The 23,866-nt window shown below is 55.7% G+C and carries 24 protein-coding genes; 13 read left to right on the top strand and 11 right to left on the bottom strand.

The annotated features are described in order from the left end of the window. Window positions 1-231 precede the first annotated feature (231 nt). On the bottom strand, window positions 232-1,143 hold the full coding sequence (locus tag LAO76_06025) for a CoA transferase subunit A (GenBank protein MBZ5490470.1): 912 nt from the start codon (window positions 1,141-1,143) through the stop codon (window positions 232-234). 310 nt (window positions 1,144-1,453) lie between these two features. Here LAO76_06025 and LAO76_06020 point away from each other — a divergent pair, with 310 nt between their 5' ends. Beyond that, window positions 1,454-2,617 carry an alkaline phosphatase family protein gene (locus LAO76_06020; GenBank protein MBZ5490469.1) on the top strand — a complete coding sequence of 388 codons (1,164 nt, stop codon included), beginning with the start codon at window positions 1,454-1,456 and terminating at the stop codon, window positions 2,615-2,617. A gap of 97 nt (window positions 2,618-2,714) precedes the next feature. Here the strand turns inward: LAO76_06020 and LAO76_06015 are convergent, their stop codons facing one another. Together LAO76_06015 and LAO76_06010 are read right to left on the bottom strand one after the other, a co-directional pair. Beyond that, the gene (locus tag LAO76_06015) at window positions 2,715-3,206 is read right to left on the bottom strand and encodes a hypothetical protein (protein MBZ5490468.1); all 492 of its coding nucleotides are present in this window, start codon (window positions 3,204-3,206) and stop codon (window positions 2,715-2,717) included. 957 nt (window positions 3,207-4,163) lie between these two features. Continuing rightward, complete coding sequence (locus LAO76_06010; GenBank protein ID MBZ5490467.1) at window positions 4,164-5,225, bottom strand: hypothetical protein; 1,062 nt, start codon at window positions 5,223-5,225, stop codon at window positions 4,164-4,166. Window positions 5,226-5,329: 104 nt separating this feature from the next. Here LAO76_06010 and LAO76_06005 point away from each other — a divergent pair, with 104 nt between their 5' ends. The 4 genes from LAO76_06005 to LAO76_05990 all read left to right on the top strand — a co-directional run bounded on the left by LAO76_06005 (window position 5,330) and on the right by LAO76_05990 (window position 9,373). Continuing rightward, window positions 5,330-5,896: a metal-dependent hydrolase gene (locus LAO76_06005; GenBank protein MBZ5490466.1), complete on the top strand. Its 567-nt coding sequence runs from the start codon at window positions 5,330-5,332 to the stop codon at window positions 5,894-5,896. An 83-nt stretch (window positions 5,897-5,979) separates the two neighbouring features. Beyond that, window positions 5,980-7,224 carry a flavodoxin-dependent (E)-4-hydroxy-3-methylbut-2-enyl-diphosphate synthase gene (gene ispG, locus LAO76_06000; protein MBZ5490465.1) on the top strand — a complete coding sequence of 415 codons (1,245 nt, stop codon included), beginning with the start codon at window positions 5,980-5,982 and terminating at the stop codon, window positions 7,222-7,224. Between the two features lie 615 nt (window positions 7,225-7,839). Next, window positions 7,840-8,790, top strand: a complete 951-nt coding sequence (locus LAO76_05995) for a YihY/virulence factor BrkB family protein (GenBank protein ID MBZ5490464.1) — start codon at window positions 7,840-7,842, stop codon at window positions 8,788-8,790. 208 nt (window positions 8,791-8,998) lie between these two features. After that, window positions 8,999-9,373: a VOC family protein gene (locus LAO76_05990; GenBank protein ID MBZ5490463.1), complete on the top strand. Its 375-nt coding sequence runs from the start codon at window positions 8,999-9,001 to the stop codon at window positions 9,371-9,373. Here the strand turns inward: LAO76_05990 and LAO76_05985 are convergent. Further along, the gene (locus LAO76_05985) at window positions 9,370-10,770 is read right to left on the bottom strand and encodes a HAMP domain-containing protein (protein MBZ5490462.1); all 1,401 of its coding nucleotides are present in this window, start codon (window positions 10,768-10,770) and stop codon (window positions 9,370-9,372) included. The genes LAO76_05990 and LAO76_05985 overlap by 4 nt on opposite strands. Next, on the bottom strand, window positions 10,767-11,465 hold the full coding sequence (locus LAO76_05980) for a response regulator transcription factor (protein MBZ5490461.1): 699 nt from the start codon (window positions 11,463-11,465) through the stop codon (window positions 10,767-10,769). Before LAO76_05980 ends, LAO76_05985 begins: the two co-directional genes overlap by 4 nt. Window positions 11,466-11,658: 193 nt before the next feature. On the opposite strand from LAO76_05980, the gene LAO76_05975 reads away from it, so the two are divergent. Both LAO76_05975 and LAO76_05970 read left to right on the top strand, forming a co-directional pair. Continuing rightward, entirely contained in the window at window positions 11,659-12,141 is a 483-nt protein-coding gene (locus tag LAO76_05975; protein ID MBZ5490460.1) for a Spy/CpxP family protein refolding chaperone, read from the top strand. A gap of 295 nt (window positions 12,142-12,436) precedes the next feature. Further along, the gene (locus LAO76_05970; GenBank protein ID MBZ5490459.1) at window positions 12,437-13,873 is read left to right on the top strand and encodes a hypothetical protein; all 1,437 of its coding nucleotides are present in this window, start codon (window positions 12,437-12,439) and stop codon (window positions 13,871-13,873) included. A gap of 150 nt (window positions 13,874-14,023) precedes the next feature. On the opposite strand, the gene LAO76_05965 is transcribed toward LAO76_05970, so the two are convergent. Genes LAO76_05965 through LAO76_05950 form a run of 4 tightly spaced genes read right to left on the bottom strand, consistent with a single transcriptional unit; the run spans window position 14,024 to window position 16,211 of the window. Continuing rightward, window positions 14,024-14,650, bottom strand: coding sequence for a hypothetical protein (locus LAO76_05965; protein MBZ5490458.1), 627 nt, complete (start codon window positions 14,648-14,650; stop codon window positions 14,024-14,026). Continuing rightward, a complete protein-coding gene (locus LAO76_05960; GenBank protein ID MBZ5490457.1) occupies window positions 14,637-15,230 on the bottom strand; it encodes a DUF4252 domain-containing protein in 594 nt (197 codons plus the stop codon). The genes LAO76_05965 and LAO76_05960 overlap by 14 nt, the downstream gene beginning before the upstream one ends. Continuing rightward, window positions 15,227-15,652, bottom strand: coding sequence for a hypothetical protein (locus tag LAO76_05955; protein ID MBZ5490456.1), 426 nt, complete (start codon window positions 15,650-15,652; stop codon window positions 15,227-15,229). Before LAO76_05955 ends, LAO76_05960 begins: the two co-directional genes overlap by 4 nt. Continuing rightward, window positions 15,639-16,211: an RNA polymerase sigma factor gene (locus LAO76_05950; protein ID MBZ5490455.1), complete on the bottom strand. Its 573-nt coding sequence runs from the start codon at window positions 16,209-16,211 to the stop codon at window positions 15,639-15,641. Before LAO76_05950 ends, LAO76_05955 begins: the two co-directional genes overlap by 14 nt. Before the next feature lie 86 nt (window positions 16,212-16,297). Here LAO76_05950 and LAO76_05945 point away from each other — a divergent pair, with 86 nt between their 5' ends. Continuing rightward, entirely contained in the window at window positions 16,298-16,867 is a 570-nt protein-coding gene (locus LAO76_05945) for a DUF1572 domain-containing protein (protein MBZ5490454.1), read from the top strand. Window positions 16,868-17,052: 185 nt separating this feature from the next. Continuing rightward, window positions 17,053-18,159, top strand: coding sequence for a TIGR04053 family radical SAM/SPASM domain-containing protein (locus LAO76_05940; GenBank protein ID MBZ5490453.1), 1,107 nt, complete (start codon window positions 17,053-17,055; stop codon window positions 18,157-18,159). A 50-nt stretch (window positions 18,160-18,209) separates the two neighbouring features. Here LAO76_05940 and LAO76_05935 read toward each other — a convergent pair whose 3' ends face one another. Continuing rightward, window positions 18,210-18,905 (bottom strand): Type 1 glutamine amidotransferase-like domain-containing protein, encoded by a 696-nt coding sequence (locus LAO76_05935; protein ID MBZ5490452.1) that lies wholly within the window; start codon window positions 18,903-18,905, stop codon window positions 18,210-18,212. Window positions 18,906-19,012: 107 nt separating this feature from the next. Here LAO76_05935 and LAO76_05930 point away from each other — a divergent pair, with 107 nt between their 5' ends. The 4 genes from LAO76_05930 to LAO76_05915 all read left to right on the top strand — a co-directional run bounded on the left by LAO76_05930 (window position 19,013) and on the right by LAO76_05915 (window position 23,015). Next, entirely contained in the window at window positions 19,013-20,419 is a 1,407-nt protein-coding gene (locus tag LAO76_05930) for an amino acid permease (GenBank protein ID MBZ5490451.1), read from the top strand. Window positions 20,420-20,498: 79 nt separating this feature from the next. Then, entirely contained in the window at window positions 20,499-21,725 is a 1,227-nt protein-coding gene (locus LAO76_05925) for an aminotransferase class I/II-fold pyridoxal phosphate-dependent enzyme (GenBank protein MBZ5490450.1), read from the top strand. Next, window positions 21,712-22,512 carry a crotonase/enoyl-CoA hydratase family protein gene (locus LAO76_05920; protein ID MBZ5490449.1) on the top strand — a complete coding sequence of 267 codons (801 nt, stop codon included), beginning with the start codon at window positions 21,712-21,714 and terminating at the stop codon, window positions 22,510-22,512. Before LAO76_05925 ends, LAO76_05920 begins: the two co-directional genes overlap by 14 nt. Next, on the top strand, window positions 22,509-23,015 hold the full coding sequence (locus LAO76_05915) for a PaaI family thioesterase (protein ID MBZ5490448.1): 507 nt from the start codon (window positions 22,509-22,511) through the stop codon (window positions 23,013-23,015). The genes LAO76_05920 and LAO76_05915 overlap by 4 nt, the downstream gene beginning before the upstream one ends. On the opposite strand, the gene LAO76_05910 is transcribed toward LAO76_05915, so the two are convergent. Then, window positions 22,948-23,847, bottom strand: coding sequence for a formamidopyrimidine-DNA glycosylase (locus LAO76_05910; protein ID MBZ5490447.1), 900 nt, complete (start codon window positions 23,845-23,847; stop codon window positions 22,948-22,950). The two genes, LAO76_05915 and LAO76_05910, sit on opposite strands and share 68 nt — an antisense overlap. Between the last annotated feature and the right edge of the window lie 19 nt (window positions 23,848-23,866).

The following is a 23,866-nucleotide window of genomic DNA, read 5'->3' as shown; positions in this document are numbered from 1 at the left end:
ATGATTTCCAGGTTCGACGGGGTGGAGCAGGCCTTTCAGGCCTGCGGAAAGCTGCTATAGAACCGTCCGGCTTCAACCGCCGAGGTCTGGTTTTTCATTTCTGCAATCCCGCCTTCCTGATCCGCGTCATCCGCGTTGATCCGTGGTAAATTCCTGTTGTTCTCCGCGCGCGTCTCCGTGGTGAAGGTTCTTGTTTTTTCCGGTCAGACTTTACCATCGCAATAACCACACTCAATATCCATAATCCGCCGGCGCGGCATACGCATGCTCCTTCACGCGCAGCTCTGCCACTCTTGCGGCGCCCAGTTGTTTTGCGTACTCGCCACGGTCGGCCACTCCGTTCACCCACTTCCCTGCCCACGCGTTAAAGTCGCCCTGCGTCTTGGTTTCCGCATGATACTGCTGAAAGAAAGCGTCGTCGCGCTTGTTATAGCCCTGTACCGGAGAAGGATGCGCGCCCAGTGGACACTCCACCACCGCCGTCACCAGAAAACCGGGAATCACCGTGCGGTTCGGATCGCTGGCAATCACATCTTCGCCCACAATCTCTTCCGCGCAGACAATCACTTTCTTCGCCGCGCGAACTCCTTCCAGCATCACGCCAAAATTTCCCCAGCAATGCGCGTTGCCATTCTTGTCCGCGCGTTGCAGATGGACAATCGCCACGTCGGGCACCAACGCCCGCACCGCCAGCAAAGTCTCCTTCGGCTCAAACGGAGAAATAATCTGGTAGAAAAAATGATTGCCCTTGGGGACGTCGCTGCCCATGGCGGTCCGCGTCGGCAGAAAGGGCACGCCCATCGCTCCGGCCTGCAGCGCCAGCGCCAGCGTGAAGTTTGTCATGTTAAAGACGCGCAGCTTCTCGCCGGGCTTGCCCGGATTCTCCACCTCTGTGGCATGGCGGAAGTTATACGCCGACCCCATCATCACGTTGCCCACCCACGCCGCTACCACGTCTTCCACGCAGCCCGCGCCAATCATCTGGTCAAACAGAATGTCGGAGATTGGCCCGATCAGCCGCAGCCCGCGTTTCTTCTGTCGCATGATCTCGTGTCCGGCGGCAAACGGGATCATCTGCTCCATCTGGAGCCCCAGAGCCACGCTCGCTCCGTCAGCAACGTGCTCCGCGATGGCCTGCTGCATCGTCATCAATTTCGACATCAATCACTCCTCAACTCCACTGATTCGGGATCCACGACTTCTAAAATACGCCCGTGACAGATGGCCACATCAAGTTATACCGAAATCCCAGCAATGAAAGACTCACAAAAATGTACTACCAGAGGACTAAGATGCCTCTTCAAAAATATTTTTTCTCATCAGCTCACGCCATCCCCTGCCCATTTCAGAGCTTCTACTTAAAGCAAGAGCTGTACTCGCGCCGCTTTGTCGGAACAGTAGTACTCGCCACTTTCGTCGATTTGAATAAAATTCAGGTCCTCGGGAGTCCCGTTTGAAGAAATTCGTTCTGTTGCTGATCGCTATTTTCGTGCCCGCGCTGCTGACCGCGCAAATCCCAAATTCGAACCACGTGGTTGTTGTACTGGAGGAAAACCAGAGTTATCCGGCTGTTATTGGCAGCGCGTCCATGCCATACCTGAACAGCCTGGCGCAACAGAATGCGCTGGCCACGCAGTATTACGCCAACGTGCATCCTTCCATCGGCAATTACTTTATGCTGACGGCGGGACAGCTTGTGACCAGCAATGACTCATTGAATACCACGGTGAACGTGGACAACATTGTGCGCCACTTGCTGACTGCCGGCAGAACATGGAAGAGCTATGCTGAGAGCCTGCCTTCCGTGGGCTACATCGGCGGCGATCAATATCCATACATACGGCACCATAATCCGCTGTCTTACTTCACTGACGTGGCCAACAGCAGCGTGCAGCGCCTGAACCTGGTTCCATTCACGCACTTCGCCACCGATCTCAGCAACAATCAGTTGCCCAATTATTCCTTTGTGGTGCCGAACCAGAACCACAATGCGCATGACTGCCCCACAGCGCCCACCGGCTGCACCAATGACGTAAAGCTGGCAACCGCAGACGCATGGCTCAAAAACAACATCGGGCCTTTGTTCAACAATCCCGGTTTCCAGAAGGACGGCATCCTGATCCTGGTCTTTGACGAAGGCTTTAACACTGACACGGCGCACGGTGGCGGGCATGTAGTCGCTCTTGCCGTGGGACCCGGAGTAAAAAAAGGCTTCAAGTCCACAACTTTCTATCAGCACCAGAATGTGCTGCGCACAACGCTCGATGCGCTGGGCGTACACAGCTATCCCGGCATCGCCGGCAGCTCCGCCGATATGACAGATATGTTCGGCGCCACGTCTGGCGGCTGCACCGCAACCGTGACAGGTGTGACCGTTTGCTCGCCGGCGGCAGGAAGCACGGTGGCTTCTCCCGTTCATTTTGTCGCAGCGGCAAAATCCACGCATCCGATTACCGCAATGCGAATTTATGTCGACAACATTTCCAAATTTACTGTCAACGCGAGTTCATTAAATACATTTGTTGCCCTTGCCACCGGAACGCACTCGGTCGTTGTGCAGGCATGGGATTCCACCGGCGCTGTATTCAAGACTCCGCTGACCATCCACGTGCAGTAGAGTCGCGCATAAAAAAATAACCGATCTCAAACAATCCGCACCATTGAAAAAGCCCCGGACATATTTTCCAGGGCTTTCAACTGAGAGGTAGCTGTCCTTATGCGCGTTTCTTGTCGCGATGGATATCGCGCCGGTCGTGACGGATGTCCTTCTTGTCCTTGCGGGCATCTTTGCGGTCCGCGTGCAAGTCTTTCTTGTCTTTGTGAATGTCGCGATTATCACCCCGCAAATCGCGCCGATCACTTTTCAGGTCGCGCTTATCGTGGTTGATGTCTTTCTGCTCCTTGGACGCATCGGCGGTATCGCCTTTTTTCAGGTCCTGGTTGCGCTCGCGCCGGTCTTTGGCGATGTCTCTCTGGTCCTTGTTGATGTCGCGAGCGTCTTTGTTGCGGTCAACGCGGTCCTTATTCAGGTCGCGCTGGTCAGAGCGGATGTCTTTGCGGTCCTTGTTTAAATCGCGGCGATCGTTCCGCACGTCTTTGCGATCACTCTGTACATCCGTTGTGTTAGTGGCGCTTTGCGCCCACATGCTGGCGGTTAAGCCAAATAAAACCACGGCGAATAGATGCGTTAGATTTCGTCGAATCATGGAACTGCTCCTTTCACACCCTCCAAGGTAAGTTGCTATGCGGGTATGAACACCGGGCGCGGTATTAGTTGCAGTGAGATTTTTTTTAAATCAGGTGTGATATGGCAGCAACTTTCGCGCGGTGGAAGGGTTGGGCCGCCCCCCAGGAAATGACGCGCGAGAATTTAAATGCTCTTTGAGATCGAATATCTTGAAGATCGAATATCTGGAACCTGCCAAGCGGATTACATCAGGAGCAAAAAAGAGTTCATCCAGGATGACCGCACTGTAACGGTCTGTCGCCAACCGAAAGAAAATGAGGGCGAGCCCGACCACGCGGCGAGCCCGCTGCTACAGGAGTCTTCGCGTTTGTCGCTCAGCCGCCTTTTAAGCGGTGTGAGCGTAGCGACATGAAGGAACGTCGCGAAGCCGACTTGCGCGCCGAGCGGCTTGCATCAGGAGCATAAAAGGTTCAAAAATGTGAACGCACTGTAGCGGTGTGGAGCGTAGCGACACAAAAGAAACGTCGCGAGGCCGACTACGCGCCTTGAGCGGCTTGCTCAGGAGCAGAAATTCCGCAAAGGAAGATGAAGAACCTGTGGCGGTGTGGAGCGAAGCGACAAAAAGAACGTCGCGAGGCCGACCACGCGCCTCGAGCGGCTTGCTCAGGAGCAGAAATAATTTTTCGCGCAGCAAGACTCTGTAGCGGTTTGTCGCGAAGCGAGCAAAAGGATGAAAAGGCCGTCCGGCAACAGGACGGCCTTCTCTTTCAAGGGAGAATAGTTCCAACGGAGTTCGAAAAAGACCATCAGAACTTTCTGGCGAAATCTTATTGGCCCGTGAAAGGCAGTGTCAAGGAATTTTTCGAGAATAGATACCTTTGTTTTCAATAACTTAACAATCTTATCAACATCCCTTTTCGAATGACAAAAAATGTCACTCCGGGGCAGTCATCCGCCGTAAGCAGCTCTTTTTAAGCTACTTATCGCCCTGCCTAAGGTCCAAACGGATGATCTCCACCGACTCTGGCCGGCTAAAAAACCGGTTTGGGAACATCTTGTTGGCCAGGATTCTGATCCCGCCAAAAGCGAAGCCAAACACCAGCGCAGCCAGCACCGCAATGACACACAACATCACCAGGGCAAAAACAAAACCGGCGCGGTCTTCAGCAGGCCTAGGCTTCGTGGGCTGCAGCGGCATCACGTCGGCGTCGTAATTCACTGAAGCGAGCAGAGACTGCGCTTCGTCAGCGGGAATGTTGCCATTCACTGCCACAACGTACGGTCCGGTGCGCTTGAAGTAGAACGGCCCGCCTGTGAGCCCAGCGGCTTGCATGGCGTCCATCCGCTCTCTGGCAATTTGCGGCGTGGGATAGCTCACCAGGATCACTGATGCCTGCCCTTGCGAGCTCTGGTATTTGCCCGCGGCCACTTCCGCGCTTTTGCTGAAGTCGATGAGCTGTGCCGGAATGGGAATACCCAGGCGGGCCAGCGCTTCCGGGCCGATGATATAGCGGCTGGTATTGCGCTGGAGAGACTGTGATGGAAGGCTCGCGGGAAGCGTCGGCAGCTTGCCGTTTTCGTTTGTCAGGCGCGGCAGCGCGTCGGCCAGTGTGCGCAGGTCGGCGCCGGACATGGCGCTGAGATGCTCTACCGATACATCCACCAGGATATTGCCTTTGAAGAACAGAATGCGTGTGTTGCTGGAAGCGCCGCGATCACCAATCTTCTCTGGCTGCATCTGCGGCTGCACGTAATAGGTAAAAGCCCCAAAGGCCCCGGTAGCATCCGTGAAGCGGGCGGCTTTGATCTGCATTTTGCGGCCATTGCGGCTGTACGTGGCGCTTTCCAGGTCGGTAAAGCCGTATTCTTTCAGCACAGGAGCGTCGGTTGCATCAGCCGCAGCCGGATCTTTTGAAGCCTTCACGCTCTGGGCATCAATGCGCCAGCCGCTAAAGGTTTGCGGCAGAGGGCCGGCGGGAGCTTTGGACTGAGCAGACGCAACTGTCCCCAGCACAAGAACAACTGAGAGAAAACGCATACACGACGACTTAAAGAAGGCAAAAACCATCACTCTTATTAGACACCATGGGGTCCAGGAGAGATTCTAAACGGTTTGCGGATATGATCTGAAACAATAGCCGGATGGCGAGTCTTTTTACCCACGCATTCGTTGGGACCGCATTAGGCCAGACGGGAACATCTGATTGGCGCAAAGACTGGCGTTTCTGGTGCCTGCTCATTGTTTGCTCGATCCTGCCAGACATCGATTCCATTGGATTTCGTCTGGGGATTCCATATAGCTCTTTTTGCGGACACCGTGGGATTACACACTCGCTCACGTTTGCCATAATCCTTGCAGTTTGTGTGACGGCGGGGTTCAGCAGGACATTTCGCCGCCCATGGATGTTGGCGGTCCTGCTCTTCGCCGTGACAGCCACTCACGGAATCCTTGACGCTATGACCGACGGAGGCCTGGGTATTGCCTTCTTCTCACCATTCGATCTTCAGCGTTATTTTTTGCCCTGGCGGCCGATTCACGTCTCGCCGATAGGGGTCGGCAGGTTTTTCGGCGCGCGCGGTCTGCGTATTCTCTGGAATGAGATTCTTTGGGTCTGGTTGCCTGTCCTCGCCCTCTGGGCTTTGGCAAAAGCGGCACAATTAGTAGTTCGACGAGAACCCGCCCAGTCGCTTTATACTACAAACGAATAACTCAGTTTTCACGCCTGAGGAGAAGGCCTCTGGTAACCCCTTTTGGAGCGAATGACGCGGGAAAATCGGGTAAACTAGAGAGAATGGCAATCATTCAGCGCAGGAAGAGCGTAACAGCAAAAATAGGCAATGTGCGCGTGGGCGGAGATGCGCCCGTAGTCGTGCAGTCAATGACAAACACTGACACGGCGGACGTGCAATCCACCGTGCAGCAGGTAGCACAGCTAGCCCGGGCGGGCTCGGAAATGGTCCGCGTGACGGTGAATAACGATGCCGCGGCTCAGGCTGTCCCAGCCATTTTTGAAGAACTGGCAAAGCAAAACATCCACGTTCCCATCATTGGCGACTTTCACTATAACGGCCATCTTTTGCTGACGAAATACCCTGAATGCGCGCAGGCCCTGGCTAAATACCGCATCAATCCCGGAAACGTAAGCGTGGGCCGCAAGAATGATGACAATTTTCGCGCCATGGTTGAAGTGGCCGTCAAAAATGACAAGCCGGTGCGGATCGGCGTGAACTGGGGTTCGCTGGACCAGCAACTTCTCACTCGCATGATGGACGAGAACTCCCGCAGCGCCAATCCAAAAGACGCGCGCGATGTCACCATGGACGCGATGGTCGAAAGCGCCTTGCGTTCAGCCGAACTGGCGGAAGAGTTTGGCCTGCCGCATAACTACATCATTCTCAGCGCCAAGGTCAGCGGCGTACAGGACCTGATCGACGTTTACCGCATGCTCGCCTCCAAGTGCGATTACCCGCTCCATCTTGGGCTTACCGAAGCCGGTATGGGCGCCAAGGGGATTGTCGGCAGCGCAGCAGGCCTGGCAGTGCTTTTGCAAGAAGGCATTGGAGACACCATTCGCGTATCGCTCACACCCGCCCCCAACGGCAACCGCGCTGAAGAAGTTTTTGTCGGCCAGCAGATTCTGCAATCGCTGGGGATACGCAGCTTCACTCCGCAAGTCACCGCCTGCCCCGGTTGCGGACGTACTACCAGCACTTTCTTCCAGAAAATGGCTGAACAAATTCAAAGCTATCTGCGCACGAGTATGCCAGTCTGGAAAGACAAGTATCCAGGGATCGAAGAGCTAAAAGTTGCTGTGATGGGTTGCGTGGTAAATGGCCCCGGCGAATCCAAACATGCCAACATTGGCATCTCACTGCCAGGAACTTTTGAAGAGCCCAAGGCTCCGGTGTTTGTTGACGGAAGGCTGATGACTACGCTGAAGGGCGACCACATTGTCGCCGAATTCTTTGACATACTGAACGAGTACGTGGAAACACGTTATGGTTCAGTCAAGAATGCGGAAGTAGCCCGAGTCTGAAACCTGCCGCTTCGCCCCGTTCACATGAAGAACAGCTGGGGCGGAGCTGATTAAGCAACTCCGCCTTCAGGCCGCCAGCAAACCGTAGCCGATCGCCAGCCACGCGCCAAAACCAACCACCACCATTGCAATCCTCACCATGGTGTTGTCTACGATATTGTTCCACTTAGCATCCATAACGCCTCCAGGAAAAATCTGTTTGTATTCTCGTGCTGCAACCTTTTTTGACGATGTTTGCAGCTCTTGGTTAGTAATACGTCTTCCCGGAAAATAGGTTCCATCTTGTAAAACTTTTTTTACAACTTTATTTACTCGCTTTTTGGTAACTCTCCAGTGTTTTTGCCGTCATATGAGTATTCATTCTTTTCTCTCTCACCCTGATGGGAGCTGAGCGGAATAAAAGGGCGCGGCGACAATGTGACGAGTTCTCTTGTGCATGACAAGAAAATTTCATCGCAAAGTTACCTGGTTCTTTTATCCGGTCGGCTTCCCCAGGGTGATTAAAAATCGGCGATTAAAAATCCGGCAGCTCTGGCCAGCAGTTTCCCTTCTTCCCCACATCTCATCCAACTCAACAGCAGGTCACTTTTTGGAACGCCAGCTGGGGTACTGCGGATGCGTCTCTACAAATTTGCGGAACAAACGGAATCTCACACGGAAGCGGTGAAAGAACGCACATCGCCCTGGAAGCTCGGCGGCCTCACGCCGCTGCAATTATCCAAGCGCGTCTACCATGAGATTGATGAAGATGAAGTGCTCACCCGCTCGGCTGCGCTGGCTTACTACTTTGTTTCCGCGCTGTTTCCCATGATCTTTTTCCTCATGGCCATGCTGGGACTTTTTGCGCAGAGCCATGACCTGCAATCAAGCCTGCTGAATTACACCGCCAGATTCATGCCGGGTGACGCCTACACATTGATCCAGAAGACGCTGAAAGAAATTGCCAATAATAGTTCCGGACTCAAGCTTGCTTTTGGATTAGCGCTTGCCGTCTGGTCGGGCTCCGGTGGAATCGTTTCAATCATGGACGCACTCAACCGCTGCTACCACGTGAAGGATTCCCGCCCATGGTGGAAACAAAGGTTAATGGCTATCGCTCTGACTGTCGCAATCTCCGCGCTCACAATTGCCGCCCTGGCAATCGTTCTATATGGAGGCGATATCGTTAACTTTGTCGGGTCGCATCTTGGATTGAGCAGCATCTCCATGATCGCCTGGCGTATTGTGCAGTGGCCGATTGCGTTATTTTTTGTAGTCTTCTCTTTCGCGCTTCTGTATTACTGGGGACCGGACACCGAGCAAAAGTGGCAGTGGATCACTCCCGGCTCTGTCATGGGTGTTCTCACCTGGATCGGCGCTTCCCTGCTCTTTCGCGTGTACCTGCACTTCTTCAACAGCTATAGCAAGACGTATGGATCGTTGGGCGCGGTAATTATTTTGCTCCTCTGGCTTTATATCTCCGGTATGGCCATATTGCTGGGTGGCGAGATCAATTCAGAAATTGAAAATGCCGCTGCCAAGCGCGGACATCCTGAAGCCAAAGAGCCGGGAGAAAAAGCTGCCTGAGCGGTGTGCACAAAAAACCAAACCTTACCACGGATACAGCGGATAACACTGATTTACACGGATCAGAAAAGTTCAATTAAGACCATTCTTGAATGAACAAAATCCGTGTTATCCGTGTTCATCTGTGGTGAGATTTGTTTTTTGTGCAAAGCAACCTGAATTAGTCACGGCGTGTTATTGTTTCGCCCTGACTTTCAGGAGGTCACCTATGCTGGCTGGCTGCAAACTCATTGGTTTTGTTCCGACCAAAAACTCCGCGTTATCCCGGGAATTTTACGAAGGCAAACTTGGCTTCAAGTTTGTGAGCGACGATCAATTTGCGCTGGTTATGCAGGCCGGCGAGTCCATGATCCGCATTGTAAAGGGTGCTAAATTCACGCCTGCCCAGTACACCGTGATGGGCTGGGAAGTCACCGACATTGAGGCGACGGTCCAATGGCTAACTGGTCGCGGCGTCACATTCGAGAAGTATCCTTTTGTCGAGGACCAGAAACTTGGCATTTGGACCACGCCAAACGGAGACAAAGTCGCTTGGTTCAAAGATCCCGAGGGCAACGTGCTTTCTCTAAGCCAACATACTTAGGCCACTGGCACTCTCTCGGCGGCAGGTTGCAGAGTGGTCGGCGCAACGGAGAGCGGAATGCCTATCGTGATTAAAAGTCCGCCATTCACGTTTTCAGCGCGTATAGTGCCGCCGTGAAGCTTGATTGTCCGGTCGGCAATGGAAAGCCCCAGGCCCACGCCGCCGCTGGAACGCTCGCGCGCTTCGCCTACCCGATAAAAAGGCTCAAAGATGTGCTGCAACTCGGAATCGGGAACGCCCGGACCGTGATCGCGTACCGTCACAACGGCGTTATCGAGCCGCGTGGTAAGACAAACTTCAACGGCGGTACCTTCAGCCGTGTAACGAATGGCGTTGCGAATCACATTTTCAATTCCGCTGCGCAAAAGCTCTGATGATCCACGTACACGGCACGGCGCAAGCTGCAGCACTCTCACTTCTTTATGCAGCGGCTTGGCTTCATAGTTGGCGTCGTCAATCACTTCTTCCAGCAGCTCTTCTAGCGCAACTGTTTCAGGAGGCACGCTTTCGGCGCCGCTTTCCAGCCGCGTAAGGGCCAGCAACTGTCCTACTAGAGCATTCACCCGCTCGGACTCCATTTCAATCCTGTCCAGCGCGGCCTCACCTTTGGTGGTGGTGTTTTTGCGCGCCAGCGCCAACGCCACGGTCAACCGGGCAAGGGGCGACCGCAGTTCGTGAGAGATATCGGCCAGCAGGCGCTTTTGGGATGAGATAAGCGCTGCAATGCGTTCCGCCATGTGGTCGAACTCACGGCCCAGATCGGCCAGTTCGTCATGCCGACTGCCTAGCTGCGGCGTAACGCGTGCTTCCAGATTTCCTTCAGCAAAAGATTGGACTACGGACTTCAATTTCTTTACCGGCGACGTAAGGTAGAGTGCCAGGAAGTAAGAAATCACTCCGGCCGCCAGAATGCTGAGCGCAATGCCCCAGGAAGGCAGGCCGCGGAAAACGTAAGGCTGGCGCAAACGCGTAACAAAAATAAAGACACGTCCGCTCGGTGCAACTACCGGCCTTCCCCAGGTCATCCTGCCAAGGGAGGTAACGTGCGAAATATGTTGCTGGGTCTGCTTGATCTCGTTGGCTACGCTATACGCTTCGGCCGCCGTGGGCGCGGTGAGTGACTTTCCATCGCCATCGAATAGTTCGATTTCGGTGCCGGCTTCCTTGAGTGAGCGGTTGACAAATTGCTCGAAGGCCTGCGGCCCCTCGCTGTCATAAACCTGCACCGCGGACTCGGCATATAGATTGAGCGCCTCGCCCAGGGCGCCTCGCCTGCGCTCCGGATTGGGATCCTGGTTGAAGGAGAACCAGAGCATGATGTTCAACGTGCTGATCATGGCTGCGGCGGCCAGCCAGAAGCAGAAAAATATTTTCAGGAACAAACTGCGGTATTTCACTGCTGCTCTCCTGGAAGCAGATAGACGTAACCGCTGCCGCGGATCGCCTTAATGCGTTCCTGCTCTCCGTCATAAGGCCCCAGCTTGCGTCTAAGATTGCTCACATGCACGTCAATGCTACGGTCCATGGGAGACATCGGCCTGCCCAGCGCAGCCTGCGTCAGGTCCTCACGGCTGATGATCTTGCCCGGACTGCGCAGGAATGAATACAGAAGGTCGAATTCCGCCCCGGTAAGCGCGACGGGCTTCCCGTTGCAAGTGACGCTGCGCGAATCCGGGTGCAGGTCAACACCCGCCAAATGGACTGGCTGTGAAGCTGAAGGCGTTGCTCCAGTTGCCGAGCGGCGCAGGATCGCGCGCAAGCGGGCAACCAGTTCGCGGGGATTGAAAGGCTTGGGCAGATAGTCGTCCGCTCCAAGTTCCAGGCCCAGAATGCGGTCCAGTTCACTGCCGCGCGCCGTCAACATCAAGACCGGCACCGCGCTCTTTTGCCGAAGCTGCTTGAGCACATCAAGTCCGCTCATGCCCGGAAGCATCACGTCCAGGATCACTGCGGAATAGTTGTTGGCGAGCGCTTTTTCCAGGCCGCTGGGGCCATCATGCGCCGCATGCAAGTCGAATTGTTCGCTTTGGAGATATTCCTCCAGCAGCTTGCTTAACTCTGTGTCATCGTCAATGAGCAGGACTGAGACCATACGTAGTCACCTTAAACCCTGTAGATATCAGGATGGGGTTAAGAATCGTGAAGGAATCATACTACGCGAATTAACAACTCATAACTTTGTTTCCCTTCCCGGCGGGTTAACACTAGTGGTAGCCCATTGCGGGGTTTCCCGGCGCAGTGCCGGGGTGATGTAGCTGCCGCCCAAATTGTAAAAGGAGTTGGTTATGCATAAAAAATCGATCATTCTCGCCGCCATTTTAATGGCCTTGGCAGCAGGCCTGGCGACAACCGCTTTTGCCCAGCATCGCGGCATGGGCTTTGGCCGCAACAATGGTTGGATGCTGAAACATATGACCAGGCAGTTGAACCTGACTGAGGCCCAGCAAACCCAGATCAAGGGCATCATGGCTGACGAAAAGACCAAGATCAAGCCGATGATGCAGCAGCTCCGCCAGAATCAACAGGCGGAAGACGCAAGCATAAACGGAAGTTTTGACGAGAACCAGGCCCGCGCCTTCGCCAACAAACAGGCCCAGCTTATGACTGACCTGATTGTGGAGAAGGAACGCATGCGGTCGCAAGTCTATGCCGTGCTTACTCCAGAGCAACGGCAGAAGGCGCTTCAACTTATGCAGGAACGCCGGCAACATCGGCAGGAACGCATGAGCATGAAGAAACAAGCAGAACAAAAACAGCAATCAAAATAGGATTCTCCTTCTCTCTCCTCCCTCCAGAGGCTGGGCGGCAGCGATGCCGCCCTTTTTTTTGATGGTTTGTTTTCGATCTTCCGATCATTTGGACCTTGTCGCCGGTCCCTCATGGACAGCAGGCTGGGCCCCAATCAAGCCCGGTTTTGGCTTGATTGGGTAGAAAAGCCCTCGCCTGCGATGCCTTTGCCTTTGTGGCACAGGCACTCCTGCCTGTGACCTTTGTCGTATCGGCACCCAAAACAACACCACTAAAAAGAGTCCCTCGCAGTGAGAAAATAATCCGATACCCTGAATGCCCTTCGACTTTGATTCCGAAACACGCCGACGCCTTGGTTACAAACTAATCGACCGCATTGACGAATATTTCTCCGGCCTGGCCCAACGGCCTGTCCAGCTTCCTGAGGAGCTGCGCACGTTTGCCGATCTTGGCGATCCACTGCCGGAACTTGGTGAAGATGCCGTAACGGTCCTGGACCAGCTCTGTTCGGACATGGTGCTTGAGGGCTTTCATGTCCCCAGCGCCAACTATTTTGGCCTGATGAACCCGACGCCCACCTACATGGCGGTGCTGGCGGAAGCGCTGGTGGCGGCGCTGAATCCCCAACTGGCCAGCTTGGCGCGCTCGCAGTTGGCCGCGCGCATTGAGCGCGAAACCGTGCGCTGGATCGGCGAGCGCGTTGGCTGGGACAGGCCTTTCGATGGCACATTCACCAGCGGCGGCAATGAAGCCAACTTCAGCGCAATGGCCATGGCGCTGGCAACCCGCTTCCCGCAGTCGGTGGAAGATGGCCTTGCGTCTTGCGGCGCGAGGCCGGTGCTTTACGCGTCGGCAGAGTCCCACCATTCTCTCGATAAGTCAGCAGGACTGCTTGGTTTGGGCCGAAAGTCGCTGCGCCGCATTCAGGTAAATGCCGCCGCGCAAATGGATCCAGCACAACTGGAAACGCAGATCGCCCAGGACAAATCTGCTGGCTTCACGCCGTTCTGCGTTGTGGCTACCGCCGGCACCACAAATTCAGGCGCAATTGATGACTTGCCCAAGCTGGCGGAGATATCTAAACGACACGACCTATGGATGCACGTTGATGGAGCTTACGGCGCGGCAGCCATCTTTTCTAACCAGCACCGTCAACTGGTGCGCGGGCTGGAACTGGCGGATTCCGTGACCATCGACCCGCACAAATGGCTGGCCATGCCCTTTGCCGCCGGCGTGGTGCTCACGTCGCACCCGGAAATACTGCAACAAGCCTTCGCCACCAGCACACCATACATGCCGAAGAAAACAGGCTCTGCGCCGCTGCTCGATAACTTTCAGGTAAGCACGCAGTGGTCACGCCGGATGAACTCGCTGAAGCTCTGGCTGACCTTGCGAGTGCATGGACGCCAGGCTTATGAAGAATTGATCGACCGTCAACTAAAACTCGCTGCGTTCTTTGCCAACTGGGTGCGCAATTCAGAGCTGTTTGAGCTGGCCGCGCCGCAAGTGCTCCCCATCGTCAATTTCCGAGTTAAGCGCGCTGGAATGACGGAAGAAGAACGCCGCGCCGCCCATGAAGCGATTGTGCATGAGGTCACGCGCGACGGCCGTCGCTGGATCTCAACCACGCTGATTGGCGGCCAGTCCGTAATCCGGATGATGGTGATCAGCTATCTCACTGCGCATCGGCACCTGGAAGACTTAATCATCGCCGTGACTGACGCGGCAAAGAAATATGCAGGCGCAAGCTAGAACGGTTCTAGTGTTGCATAAGCTTTTTATAACTCGTCATCCCGACGGCCGTTAAGCGAGCGCGCGCTTTTTACCAGCGCGCGAGTAGGACGGAGGGACCTTGTGCTTGGTTTTTAAAGTTCACGGCTATCTCTAAAAGCCGCTTTAAATCTACGGCTGCGTCTCTGCCTGTGGTTCCTCCTGCGTGAATAGGCAAATCCCATCCCAACTCTGTGCAGTTGCAGCTGCCAGCTCGACTCCATCTTCATTCTGTGGCGCCATTTCCTCACGCGGCGTCGGACGGCTGCGGTGGTGACCGCCGTAGCTTCCTTCGATAACGTCATTCAGCTTTTTAGGATCGACTTTCACCTGAAGAACGACAGCTTCATTCGATTCCAGACTTACAGCCAGCACCCTCATGTCTTTGCCCAGATCTTGCGCGTAGATATATGTGCGCTCGCCGGTATGGCGGTCCCAGCTCTGCACCAGCGGCTGCCAGCCTGAATCCATGGCGGCGCGGACGACTTCATCAAACCGCGTATCAGAAGCCGCATTCACAAATGGCTGGTTCTCAAATATTGCGCCTTTGAAACTTTTCACGCCCGCAACATGCCAGACCTTTACAGTCAAGCCTGCCAGTCCCATCACCCAGCGGTGCTGGCGATGGACGTGATAGTTCACCTCAATGTGATGGACGATTTTGCCAAAGTCATCGCGCGCAAACGCGTTCTGCGCCGGCGCGACCAACACTGCAATGATAAGGCCATAGGCAAATGACAGGGGCTTATTCCTGATCATGGCCGCTCTCCTTCTTTTGTTTTTGCTTGTCAGAATGTTTTTCTCCCGGAGCAAGGTGCCTCTCCAGCGATGCGACTTTGTCCATGGGCACCTCACCCACCAGGTTTACCACCGTGAGCTCCCTGGCTTCCGCCACCAGAATCACCACGCCGCCAACTTTGTCGCCATTCTTCAATACGTAAATCTCGTCGTATTCGTTGCGGCGCTTTTCCATGCTTTGTACGATTTTGCTCCAGCGCGGCGAACTCAGCTGGGAGCGGATGGCATCAATGTCGGCTTTGCTGTATTGGCTGGCTTCATCGAACTCAAAGCTCTTGATGTAAATGCCCTTGAGATTTTTGATGATCGATTGGAGCTGTTCCACGTCTTTATCGTTGTCATCGGCCTTCTCAATCAGGTTCACGGCAAACTGTAGCAGTGATCCATCCAGCGTCACGTCGGTCACGCGGGCGGCTTTCTCGCTCAGCTTGTCCAGGTTGCCAAGTTGCAGCTTTGCGTCCTGTCCGTATCCGCGCAAGGCGGAAAGGCACAGGACCGCGGCAATAAGAATTCGAGTTAACTTGCGGTTGGCAAGGTTCATAAACGCTCTCTCCTGATCTTGTCGTTAGGTTCTGCCTGCAGCTGAGCGTGCTGCAACACATGGTTCATCTTGGCGCGGGCAATCTCCAGCGCCAGGATTGCCTGGTCGCGGGCGCGCTCCGCTTCCTGCTGGAGCTGCTGCTGTTTGGCGCGGGCAATGCGATTTTCTTCGGCGTGGCGATACTCGGAGTATTGATAGCCGCCGATGCCGCAGGCCAGCAGCAACACCGCCACCACGGCCGCCGCCCACACTGGCCGATGCAGCCACCACGCCAGAAACTTCCCATTATGCTTCTTTATTGCCAGCTGCTTTATATCTTCTGCCTCGGATTGGTTGACCCTGGCCATCACCCTCTGAGTAAAGCCTTCGCCCGGATCTTTGCGCTTGAGGGCTTCACGGAGATCGTCTTCAGAAAAATGCATATCGTACCTCTCGAATCTTGCGCGTCAGGCCCTTGCGCAGGTCAGCCAGTGAACGATGCAGCGTGCTCTTCACGGTGTTCACCGGCATCTCCAGAACTTCCGCGATCTCCGCCGGGCCCAGCCCCTCTTGAAACCTCATAATCACCACCATCCGCTGTTTTTCCGGCAGCGTCGCCAGGCTCTGCTGCAACCGCTCTAGCAGCATGGGATCGGCGGACGGCGAAGTTACCGCCGGTTCCGGAGCTTCTTCCAGCGCCATCTCACGGCGCCGATGCCTTTTACGTCCGTGGTCGATACATCGGTTGGCCGTGACCCGCCGCAACCAGTACGCAAGGTGCGCCGGAGACTGTATGCGATCGATGCTCTGAAACAGCTCCAGAAAAACTTCCTGCGCCAGGTCTTCCGCAAGAGAACGGTCCTGGAGGAAGTGATAGGCAATGCTGAAGACCATGCCCTGGTGCTCGCGCACCAGTTCGGCAAATGCTTGTGCGTCTCCCGTGACTGACCGGGTCAGCGCCAGCTTGAGCCTATCGTCTTCAAAAGCCGCCGTTTGCTCCAAGTGACCTCTCTTGAACAGTTATACGTACCAGAGGCATTTTCGGGTGCAAGTTTCTTGCTAAGCTAGAAAATTCAGGAGGTTAAGCGATGGCCGATGCCCGGTCGTTTGAGACGGATTATCTTGATGAGGTGCGCCGCAGCTTTCGCGGCTACAAACGGCTGGCCGATGGCGGCCTGGCCCAACTGAGCGACCCGGAATTTTTCCAGCTTCCCGACCCCGAGTCCAACTGCGCCGCCCAGCTCGTTAAGCATATGGCCGGCAACCTGCGCTCCCGCTGGCTCGATTTCCTGACCACCGATGGAGAGAAGCCGGACCGCAATCGCGACCAGGAATTTGTTCTGACCGAAGCGGACACGCGCGCGGACCTGATGCTCCGATGGGAAGCAAGCTTCAAAATCGTCTTTGATACCGTCGCATCGCTCAAGAAGGAAGATTTTGCGAAAACCATAACCATTCGCGGCGAGGCACATACGATCCTGCAAGCTACTAATCGCAGCCTGATGCACACGGCGTACCACGTTGGACAAATTCTTTACGTGGGCAAGCACCTGCGCGGTGCGGCGTGGACGGTCTTGAGTATCCCTAAAGGAAAATCAGCAGAGTTCAACGCCATGAAGCCCGAAGACCGCAAAGTGAAGCTGCCGAACAGGCCGTAAGTATGGCTTTGCTAACTTGGAATATCTGGTTTTATTGGTCTTTAAAGCGCTTTCCCTATGCGAACTACGACTACACAACCTCAATTTTCCGCATTCACATATTCACTGTGACTTCTATCACAGCCCTTTCTCTGCCTGGACATTAAGTTAAAGCTTACGAAATTTGGGATTAGAGGGAGAGCAGCATGGTAGTGGCGCGCACAGCTCCAGATATGGGTCGGGTGGCACACGATTTTTCTAAGAATCCAATGCTCGTTTACTGGGAGATGACCCAGGCCTGCGGTCTGGCCTGCAAGCATTGCCGCGCTGAAGCCATGCCGGGTGCGCATCCACTCGAATTGAAAACCGAGGAAAGCAAGTCTTTCATTCGCCAACTGCTCGATTTTGGCGATCCCCTGCCGCACCTGATTCTCACCGGCGGCGATCCTTTGCGGCGCAAGGACATCTATCAACTGATTGATTACGCTCGCGACCTTGGTCTCGGAGTTTCCATCACGCCCAGCGCCACCCCGGAACTGACCAATGAAGCCATTACCAAGCTGAGCCAGCATGGCATTCAGGCCCTGGGCCTGAGCCTTGACGGATCGACCGCCGCTAAACATGACGCGATCCGAAACGTTCCGGGAACATTCGAACGCACTCTGGAAGCCGCGCGCCATGCAGGACGGCTGGGCTTGCCCATCCAGGTAAACACGCTGGTTTCAGAAGAAACCGTCGATGATCTTCCGGCGATTTACGAACTGCTCAGGACGAGCTTCCCCGTCATGCGCTGGAGTTTGTTCTTCCTGATTTCCGTGGGACGCGGCAAGGCCCTGAATCCTGTCTCGCCGGAAGAAGGCGAGCGCATTATGAATTGGGTGCTTGATCTTGTTCCGAGCGCGCCCTTCGCGGTGAAGACCACTGAGGCCCCCTCCTACCGCCGTCTGGCGGTCAACAGAATGCATGCGGCAGGCATGCCCGCAGCCCAAATCAAGAGCAGTTCGGTTTACAGGGGATTTCAGATTCGCGATGGCCACGGTATCGTTTTCGTTTCCCATCTGGGCGATATCTACCCTTCCGGTTTCCTTCCGTTGCGTTGCGGAAGCGTGCGCACCGGATCTCTGGTTGACGTCTATCGCAACTCTGAAATATTTCGTGGGCTCCACACTCCAAACGAGTTTCACGGAAAATGCGGAATCTGCGAATACAGCCACATCTGCGGAGGGTCGCGTGCGCGCGCCTTTGCTTACACAGGCGATGCGCTGGGCTCTGATCCGTTTTGCCCTTACGAACCGGCACGAGCACATAACTAGGCCGCATCCGAAAAGTGGAACGCTCGACGGGCGTTCGTCGGATTTTGGATTTAGTCCTGAGGCATGCGGCTTGGATCCAGCGGCCCGAGTAGATTTTCTGTGATCTTCGAGTCTTCCTTCACAATCTCGATCAGCGGCTTGCGCAGCGGTTCCAGTGTTCCGTCAGCGTAATAGACCGCGCCTCCGCCCGTCGGGAGACCAATCGCCCGCGCGTCAGATGGAGCGAGGTTGACCAGGGCCCGCAGGTCAAACCAGTCATTCTCTTCGTCATGGGCGCCAACATAGAACGGAGCAAAGCGGAACATATCAACTTGTTTTGGCTGGGCTGCATTGCTCAAACATCCCAATCCAAGCTGGATCGCGCCGGCAGAAACGCCCATCAGTACCGCGCCATCAAACCTCTTCCGCGGCAGCAGTTCCTTGAGCCCGTTCTGCTCGAACACTTGCCAGCCCCGCTCCACGTCGCCTCCGGAAAGCAAAATGAGATCCGCGCTCTCAATGAATTCAATGTCTTCTTTTGACGGCTGGGATGGCACAGCACGGCAATCAGAGATTCCCATGTTTTCCATTGCCGCCTGAAACAAGCTGTAGAATTCCGGCTGATCGCCGTTTGATGCTCCAATGTATGCGGCTTTGGGACTGCTTGAATCCAGATCGGCGCGGACCTTTTCAGCCAGCGAATTGCTGTCGCTCTTCCAAAAAAAGAGTTGGCTATCGGCAAGCAGGTAAATTGGCTTGATGACCATGAAGTTCCCCGGGATTCCGTTCCAAGCGGCGGCAAAACTGCCGGCCCTTGACTAGTCCGCCAAAAACGAGATTATATCTAAGCCGCATTTTACGCGCGGACCTCATATTGCCTGGTGACGCTAAACTCGTCCGCGGACTCTCGCTTACCGACTCCATCCTGTTGCTGGCGGGCGGCATCATCGGCTCGGGCATCTTTCTTACCGCCAAAGACGTTGCCATCAACACGCGGCATCCCTGGCTTTTTCTTACCGTTTGGGTGGTAGGCATGGGCATGGCGCTGCTGGCCTGCTTCGCCTTTGCCGAATTAGGAGGCATGTTTCCCCACGCCGGCGGCCAATATGTTTACATGCGCGAGGCCTATGGTGACACCGCAGGCTTTCTCTATGGCTGGATGTACTTCACCGTAAGCGCTACGGGGACGGTGGCGGCGCTGGGCGTCGGATTCGCGACCTACCTGGGCCAAACCTTTCCTACGCTGCATGCGGAGCAGGTCATCCTTCCTCTGCGCTTCGTCGATATAACGCGCGGGCACCTGATCGCGCTGGCGGCCATCGCGCTGCAAACGCTGATCAATATTTTTGGCGTAAAGAAAGGCGCGGTGCTGCAGAACATTGCCACGTGGGCAAAGTTTGGCGCGATCGGCTCCTTTGTGATCGGCGGGATGCTTCTGGGGCGCGGATCATGGGACCATTTTCATCATTCGCTGGTCCCTTCCGGCAATGAGCACGTCTCGATTGTCACCGGTGTGGGCATTGCCCTGATCGCGGTTTTCTGGGCGTACGATGGCTGGGTCTACATCACCTTTGTCGGCGGCGAGGTCAAAGACCCGCAGCGCAACGTGCCGCGCGCGCTGATCTGGGGCCTGCTGCTGGTGGGCGTCGTCTATATTTCCATCAACGCGGTTTACGTTTACGCGCTGCCAATGAATGAGATTGCCGCGCAGGATGCCGTGGCGCAAACAGCGGCGGTATCGATGTTCTCAAGCAGGGTGGCGCCGTGGCTTTCCATGATGGTGGCGCTCTCGTGCTTCGGCGCCATGGCGCCATGCCTGATGAGCGGCGCGCGCGTCTATTACGCCATGGCGGAAGACGGTATTTTCTTTCGCGCTCTGGCTAGGGTGCATCCGCGCTGGCACACGCCCGTAATGAGCCTGGTGCTGCAAGGAATCTGGGCTGGGGTGCTTACGCTCAGCGGCAAGTATGACGAGCTTTTTACCTACGTGATGTTCATGATGGTCTTGAGCTATGTGTTGACTGTCGTAGGGCTGTTTGTGCTTCGACGCAAGAAGCCCGACTTGCCGCGGCCTTACCGCTGCACCGGATATCCGTGGCTGCCGGCAATTTATGTCGTTCTGGGCAGCCTGTGGGCGCTCAATGCGGCGGTAGAAAAAAGAAAAGAGACGCTGGTGGGGACTGCGATCGTGCTGTTGGGAGTACCATTTTATCTTTACTGGAAAAGACGAAGAAACACTGGGCCACGAAACCCTTCGGCATCTTCGACAAACTACGTGTAGAGACGTAGCATGCTACGTCTCTACGTTAAGCGGATGAATGCAGCATGCAGCGTCTCTAGATCGGCAGCAAGGAAAAAGCATGGAATTTCAGAATTTCGATTTGGAATATTTTCAATCGCAATTTGAGCGCTCCGTAGAGATCAACCTGGCGGACAGCTCAGTGAAGTGCGCCAACGCAAGCGATCTGCTCGCCGGTGAAGACCCGCGTCCGCTGCTGGAATTGCCGCTTTACTATCCTGAGGTCAACGGCACCGGTGTGCTGCGTGAGCGCGTTGCGGCGCTGTATCCCAATGCGTCGGCGGCAAACGTGTTGGTAACAGTGGGCGCGGCGCAGGCGAACTGGATGGTATGCAGCACGCTGCTGGAAGCCGGAGATGAAGTCATCGTCGTCTCACCTGGTTACCGTCAAGTGTGGGGACTGGCAAAAAATGCGGGTTGCCGCGTGAAGGAGGCACAGCTTCACCCAGATAACAACTGGCGGCTGGACGTGGATGAACTGGAGTCGCTGGCGGGACCAAAAACCAAACTGATTTCGATCGTAAACCCTAACAATCCGACCGGAAGCATTCTCTCGCAGGAAGAGATGCGGCGGATCGTGAACATCTGCCGGAAGACCGGCGCGTGGCTGCACGCGGATGAGGTCTATGGTGGCACTGAGCTTGCCGCCGGCGAGACACCAAGCTTCTGGGGCATGTATGAACGCGCGATCTGCGTCAACAGCATGTCCAAGGCGTATGGCCTGGCGGGATTGCGGATCGGCTGGGCCGTGGCCGCGCCAGAGATGGTGGAAGAGCTTTGGCGGCGGCACGAATACGCGGTGATTGCCGCTGCGGGCCCGAGCATGAAGCTGGCGGAAATCGCATTACTGCCGGCCAAGCGAAAAATGCTGCTGGATCGACAGAAGAAGCTCTCGCGCGAAGGCCACGCGGTGCTGGAAAGCTGGGTACGCGCACAAGAAGGCCGGTTTAGCGTAAGTAAGGCTGTGGCGACTTCGATTGCATTCGTTGGCTACAACTTTGATATGCCGTCGGCTGAGCTGGTGGACCATATCCGCAGCAAAGCTTCTGTGCTCGTGGCGCCCGGCAGTTATCTGGGAACGGAAAATTATCTTCGAATCACCGTTGGCTACGAACCGGAGAAGGTCAGAACAGCGTTGGAGAGGATCGGCGCAGTCGCGGCGGAGCTGGCGCAAATAGCGCACATTCATAAAAATCTTTTTGAAACACAGAGGAACGGAGGAAGCGGAGGATGGGAAAGGTTTGACTTCATCCATTCTCAATCGCTCCACAAAGATGTCGAACACTGATTCAGTCCTGCTTTCGAGAGACAACAAAGTCCTGATCGTCACCATCAACCGCCCTCATGTGCGCAATGCCGTGGATTCAGCCACGGCGGCTGCGCTAGCTACCGCATTCAAGCAATTTGAAGCCGACGATGCGCTGTGCGCGGCGGTGCTGACCGGCGCGGCGGGAACGTTCTGTGCCGGAGCAGATCTGCGTGAAGTTGTCGATGGCCGCAGAACGGCGATTGAAGAAAACGGCCCAGGACCTATGGGACCAACATGGTTGCAGTTGACCAAGCCGGTCATCGCGGCCGTGGAAGGCCACGCTGTAGCCGGTGGGCTGGAGCTGGCTCTGTGGTGCGATCTCCGCGTTGCCGCGCGAGACGCGGTCTTCGGCGTGTTTAACCGGCGCTTTGGCGTTCCGCTGATCGACCTGGGAACGGTACGCCTGCCACGGATGATTGGCCAGGGCCGCGCGCTTGACCTCATCCTTACCGGGCGCGCCGTCACCGCTGAAGAAGCTTTGCAGATAGGGCTGGTCAATCGTATGGTGGAACCGGGCAACGCCCTGAAGACCGCGGTTGAGCTGACACAAACACTCGCTGGATTTCCGCAACATGGCTTACGGGCAGATCGCATGTCAGTCTATGAGCAGTGGGCTCTCTCCCCCGAAGAGGCACGGCGCAACGAACTGCGGCACGGCTTGCGGGTGCTGGCCTCGGGTGAATCACGCGTCGGGGCGCAGCGGTTCACATCCGGCGAAGGCAAGCACGGCCGCTTCAACGATACGACTGGAGACCGCAAAAGATGAATCCAGAGCCAGCCGGATCCGAGTATGTGCGCGAGATCTTTTATCGCGCGAATTTCATACGCGATCTTGACATTCGGCTGGACAAAGTGTCTGAGGGCGTCTGCGAAACCAGCCTCGTCGTTCAGGAGCGATTGCTGCAGCAGCACGGGTTCATTCACGGTGGTGTGATTGCCACCATGGCCGATCACACGGCCGGCGGCGCAGCACGCTCCGTTTCGGGGGACAAAGACGTTCTGACGGTGGAGTTCAAGATCAACTATCTGCGCCCGGCAATGGGCGACCGTCTGCGCTGCACTGCCACGGTGCTGCGCGCAGGCAAAACGGTGATCGTGGCGGAAGCGCTGGTGTATGCCAGCAACGCCGGAAAAGAAACGCTGGTGGCCAAGCTGATCGAGACGCTTTTTCTGGCCGATGATCCGAAAGCGCGCGCAGGGGCTAGGCTCTTTTGCGTTCTTCGAGTTCTTCAGGTGTACGCGGCCAGTCCTGGTGCAACAGGCGGCTGAGAGAGCGATCGGCCAGCAGCTTTCCGCCGGTCTGGCAGCGTGGGCAATAATCCGTTTCATTTGAAGCATAGCGGATGCGCTGGACCTTCGCGGTGCAGCGGGGACAGGGTTTGCCATAGCGGCCATGCACAGCCATCTCATCGCGAAAGGCTGTGACCTTCTCTGGAAACTTTGTGCCGGACTCTTTTCGCAAATTTTCAGTCCATTGGGTCAACGTTTGTTTTGTGGCCTCATGGAGACGCCCAATCTCTTCAGGCTTCATGCGCTGCGTGAGCAGCACGGGCGAGAGCTGCGCATGGAAAAGAATTTCATCGGAATAAGCGTTACCGATACCACTGAACAAATGCGGATCAGTGAGTGCCCGCTTCAAAGTATGATTTGCTGAAGTCAGCACGGCGCTGAATTGATCGAGCGACGCAGCAAAGACGTCGATCCCGCCAGGATCGAGCGCGGCGAGGCCTTCTTCTCCGCGGACAAGATGCAGCGAAGCGCGCTTGCGCGTGCCGGCTTCAGTAAGGGTGAGCGTGCCATTGTCGAAATCGAAGGCGGCAAGCGTGCGGCGGCCGTCAGCAGTCTTCTTTTTCTGGCTCCAGTGCAGACGGCCGGCGATCATAAGATGGAAGACGAGCCAGAGATCGTTGTCAAAACCAAAGGCAATGCGCTTGCCCACACGTCGCAATGCGGTTACCTTGCGACCTTGAATGGAATAGATAGGCGGATCGGCAGTGCGAAGAAGCGACGGGCCACGGACCTCAAGATTTTCCAGCACGTGCCCCACGACGCGCTGCTCCAGCGCTTCCATGTAAACGACAATGTCTGGAAGTTCGGGCAAGGGAAATGCCTTTCAGCTC

The sequence above is a fragment of the Terriglobia bacterium genome (genome assembly GCA_020072645.1).
Lineage (GTDB): Bacteria > Acidobacteriota > Terriglobia > Terriglobales > Acidobacteriaceae > Angelobacter.
This window is presented reverse-complemented; position numbering and strand designations above follow the sequence as displayed.

What these genes read in the sequence shown, in the direction of transcription:
- LAO76_06025 (MBZ5490470.1), bottom strand. Translation starts at nt 1,143, where the DNA reads ATGCAGCAGGCCATCGCGGAGCACGTTGCTGACGGAGCGAGCGTGGCT.
- LAO76_06015 (MBZ5490468.1), bottom strand. Translation starts at nt 3,206, where the DNA reads ATGATTCGACGAAATCTAACGCATCTATTCGCCGTGGTTTTATTTGGC.
- LAO76_06010 (MBZ5490467.1), bottom strand. Translation starts at nt 5,225, where the DNA reads ATGCGTTTTCTCTCAGTTGTTCTTGTGCTGGGGACAGTTGCGTCTGCT.
- LAO76_06005 (MBZ5490466.1), top strand. Translation starts at nt 5,330, where the DNA reads ATGGCGAGTCTTTTTACCCACGCATTCGTTGGGACCGCATTAGGCCAG.
- ispG (MBZ5490465.1), top strand. Translation starts at nt 5,980, where the DNA reads ATGGCAATCATTCAGCGCAGGAAGAGCGTAACAGCAAAAATAGGCAAT.
- LAO76_05995 (MBZ5490464.1), top strand. Translation starts at nt 7,840, where the DNA reads ATGCGTCTCTACAAATTTGCGGAACAAACGGAATCTCACACGGAAGCG.
- LAO76_05990 (MBZ5490463.1), top strand. Translation starts at nt 8,999, where the DNA reads ATGCTGGCTGGCTGCAAACTCATTGGTTTTGTTCCGACCAAAAACTCC.
- LAO76_05980 (MBZ5490461.1), bottom strand. Translation starts at nt 11,465, where the DNA reads ATGGTCTCAGTCCTGCTCATTGACGATGACACAGAGTTAAGCAAGCTG.
- LAO76_05975 (MBZ5490460.1), top strand. Translation starts at nt 11,659, where the DNA reads ATGCATAAAAAATCGATCATTCTCGCCGCCATTTTAATGGCCTTGGCA.
- LAO76_05970 (MBZ5490459.1), top strand. Translation starts at nt 12,437, where the DNA reads ATGCCCTTCGACTTTGATTCCGAAACACGCCGACGCCTTGGTTACAAA.
- LAO76_05965 (MBZ5490458.1), bottom strand. Translation starts at nt 14,650, where the DNA reads ATGATCAGGAATAAGCCCCTGTCATTTGCCTATGGCCTTATCATTGCA.
- LAO76_05960 (MBZ5490457.1), bottom strand. Translation starts at nt 15,230, where the DNA reads ATGAACCTTGCCAACCGCAAGTTAACTCGAATTCTTATTGCCGCGGTC.
- LAO76_05955 (MBZ5490456.1), bottom strand. Translation starts at nt 15,652, where the DNA reads ATGCATTTTTCTGAAGACGATCTCCGTGAAGCCCTCAAGCGCAAAGAT.
- LAO76_05945 (MBZ5490454.1), top strand. Translation starts at nt 16,298, where the DNA reads ATGGCCGATGCCCGGTCGTTTGAGACGGATTATCTTGATGAGGTGCGC.
- LAO76_05940 (MBZ5490453.1), top strand. Translation starts at nt 17,053, where the DNA reads ATGGTAGTGGCGCGCACAGCTCCAGATATGGGTCGGGTGGCACACGAT.
- LAO76_05935 (MBZ5490452.1), bottom strand. Translation starts at nt 18,905, where the DNA reads ATGGTCATCAAGCCAATTTACCTGCTTGCCGATAGCCAACTCTTTTTT.
- LAO76_05925 (MBZ5490450.1), top strand. Translation starts at nt 20,499, where the DNA reads ATGGAATTTCAGAATTTCGATTTGGAATATTTTCAATCGCAATTTGAG.
- LAO76_05920 (MBZ5490449.1), top strand. Translation starts at nt 21,712, where the DNA reads ATGTCGAACACTGATTCAGTCCTGCTTTCGAGAGACAACAAAGTCCTG.
- LAO76_05915 (MBZ5490448.1), top strand. Translation starts at nt 22,509, where the DNA reads ATGAATCCAGAGCCAGCCGGATCCGAGTATGTGCGCGAGATCTTTTAT.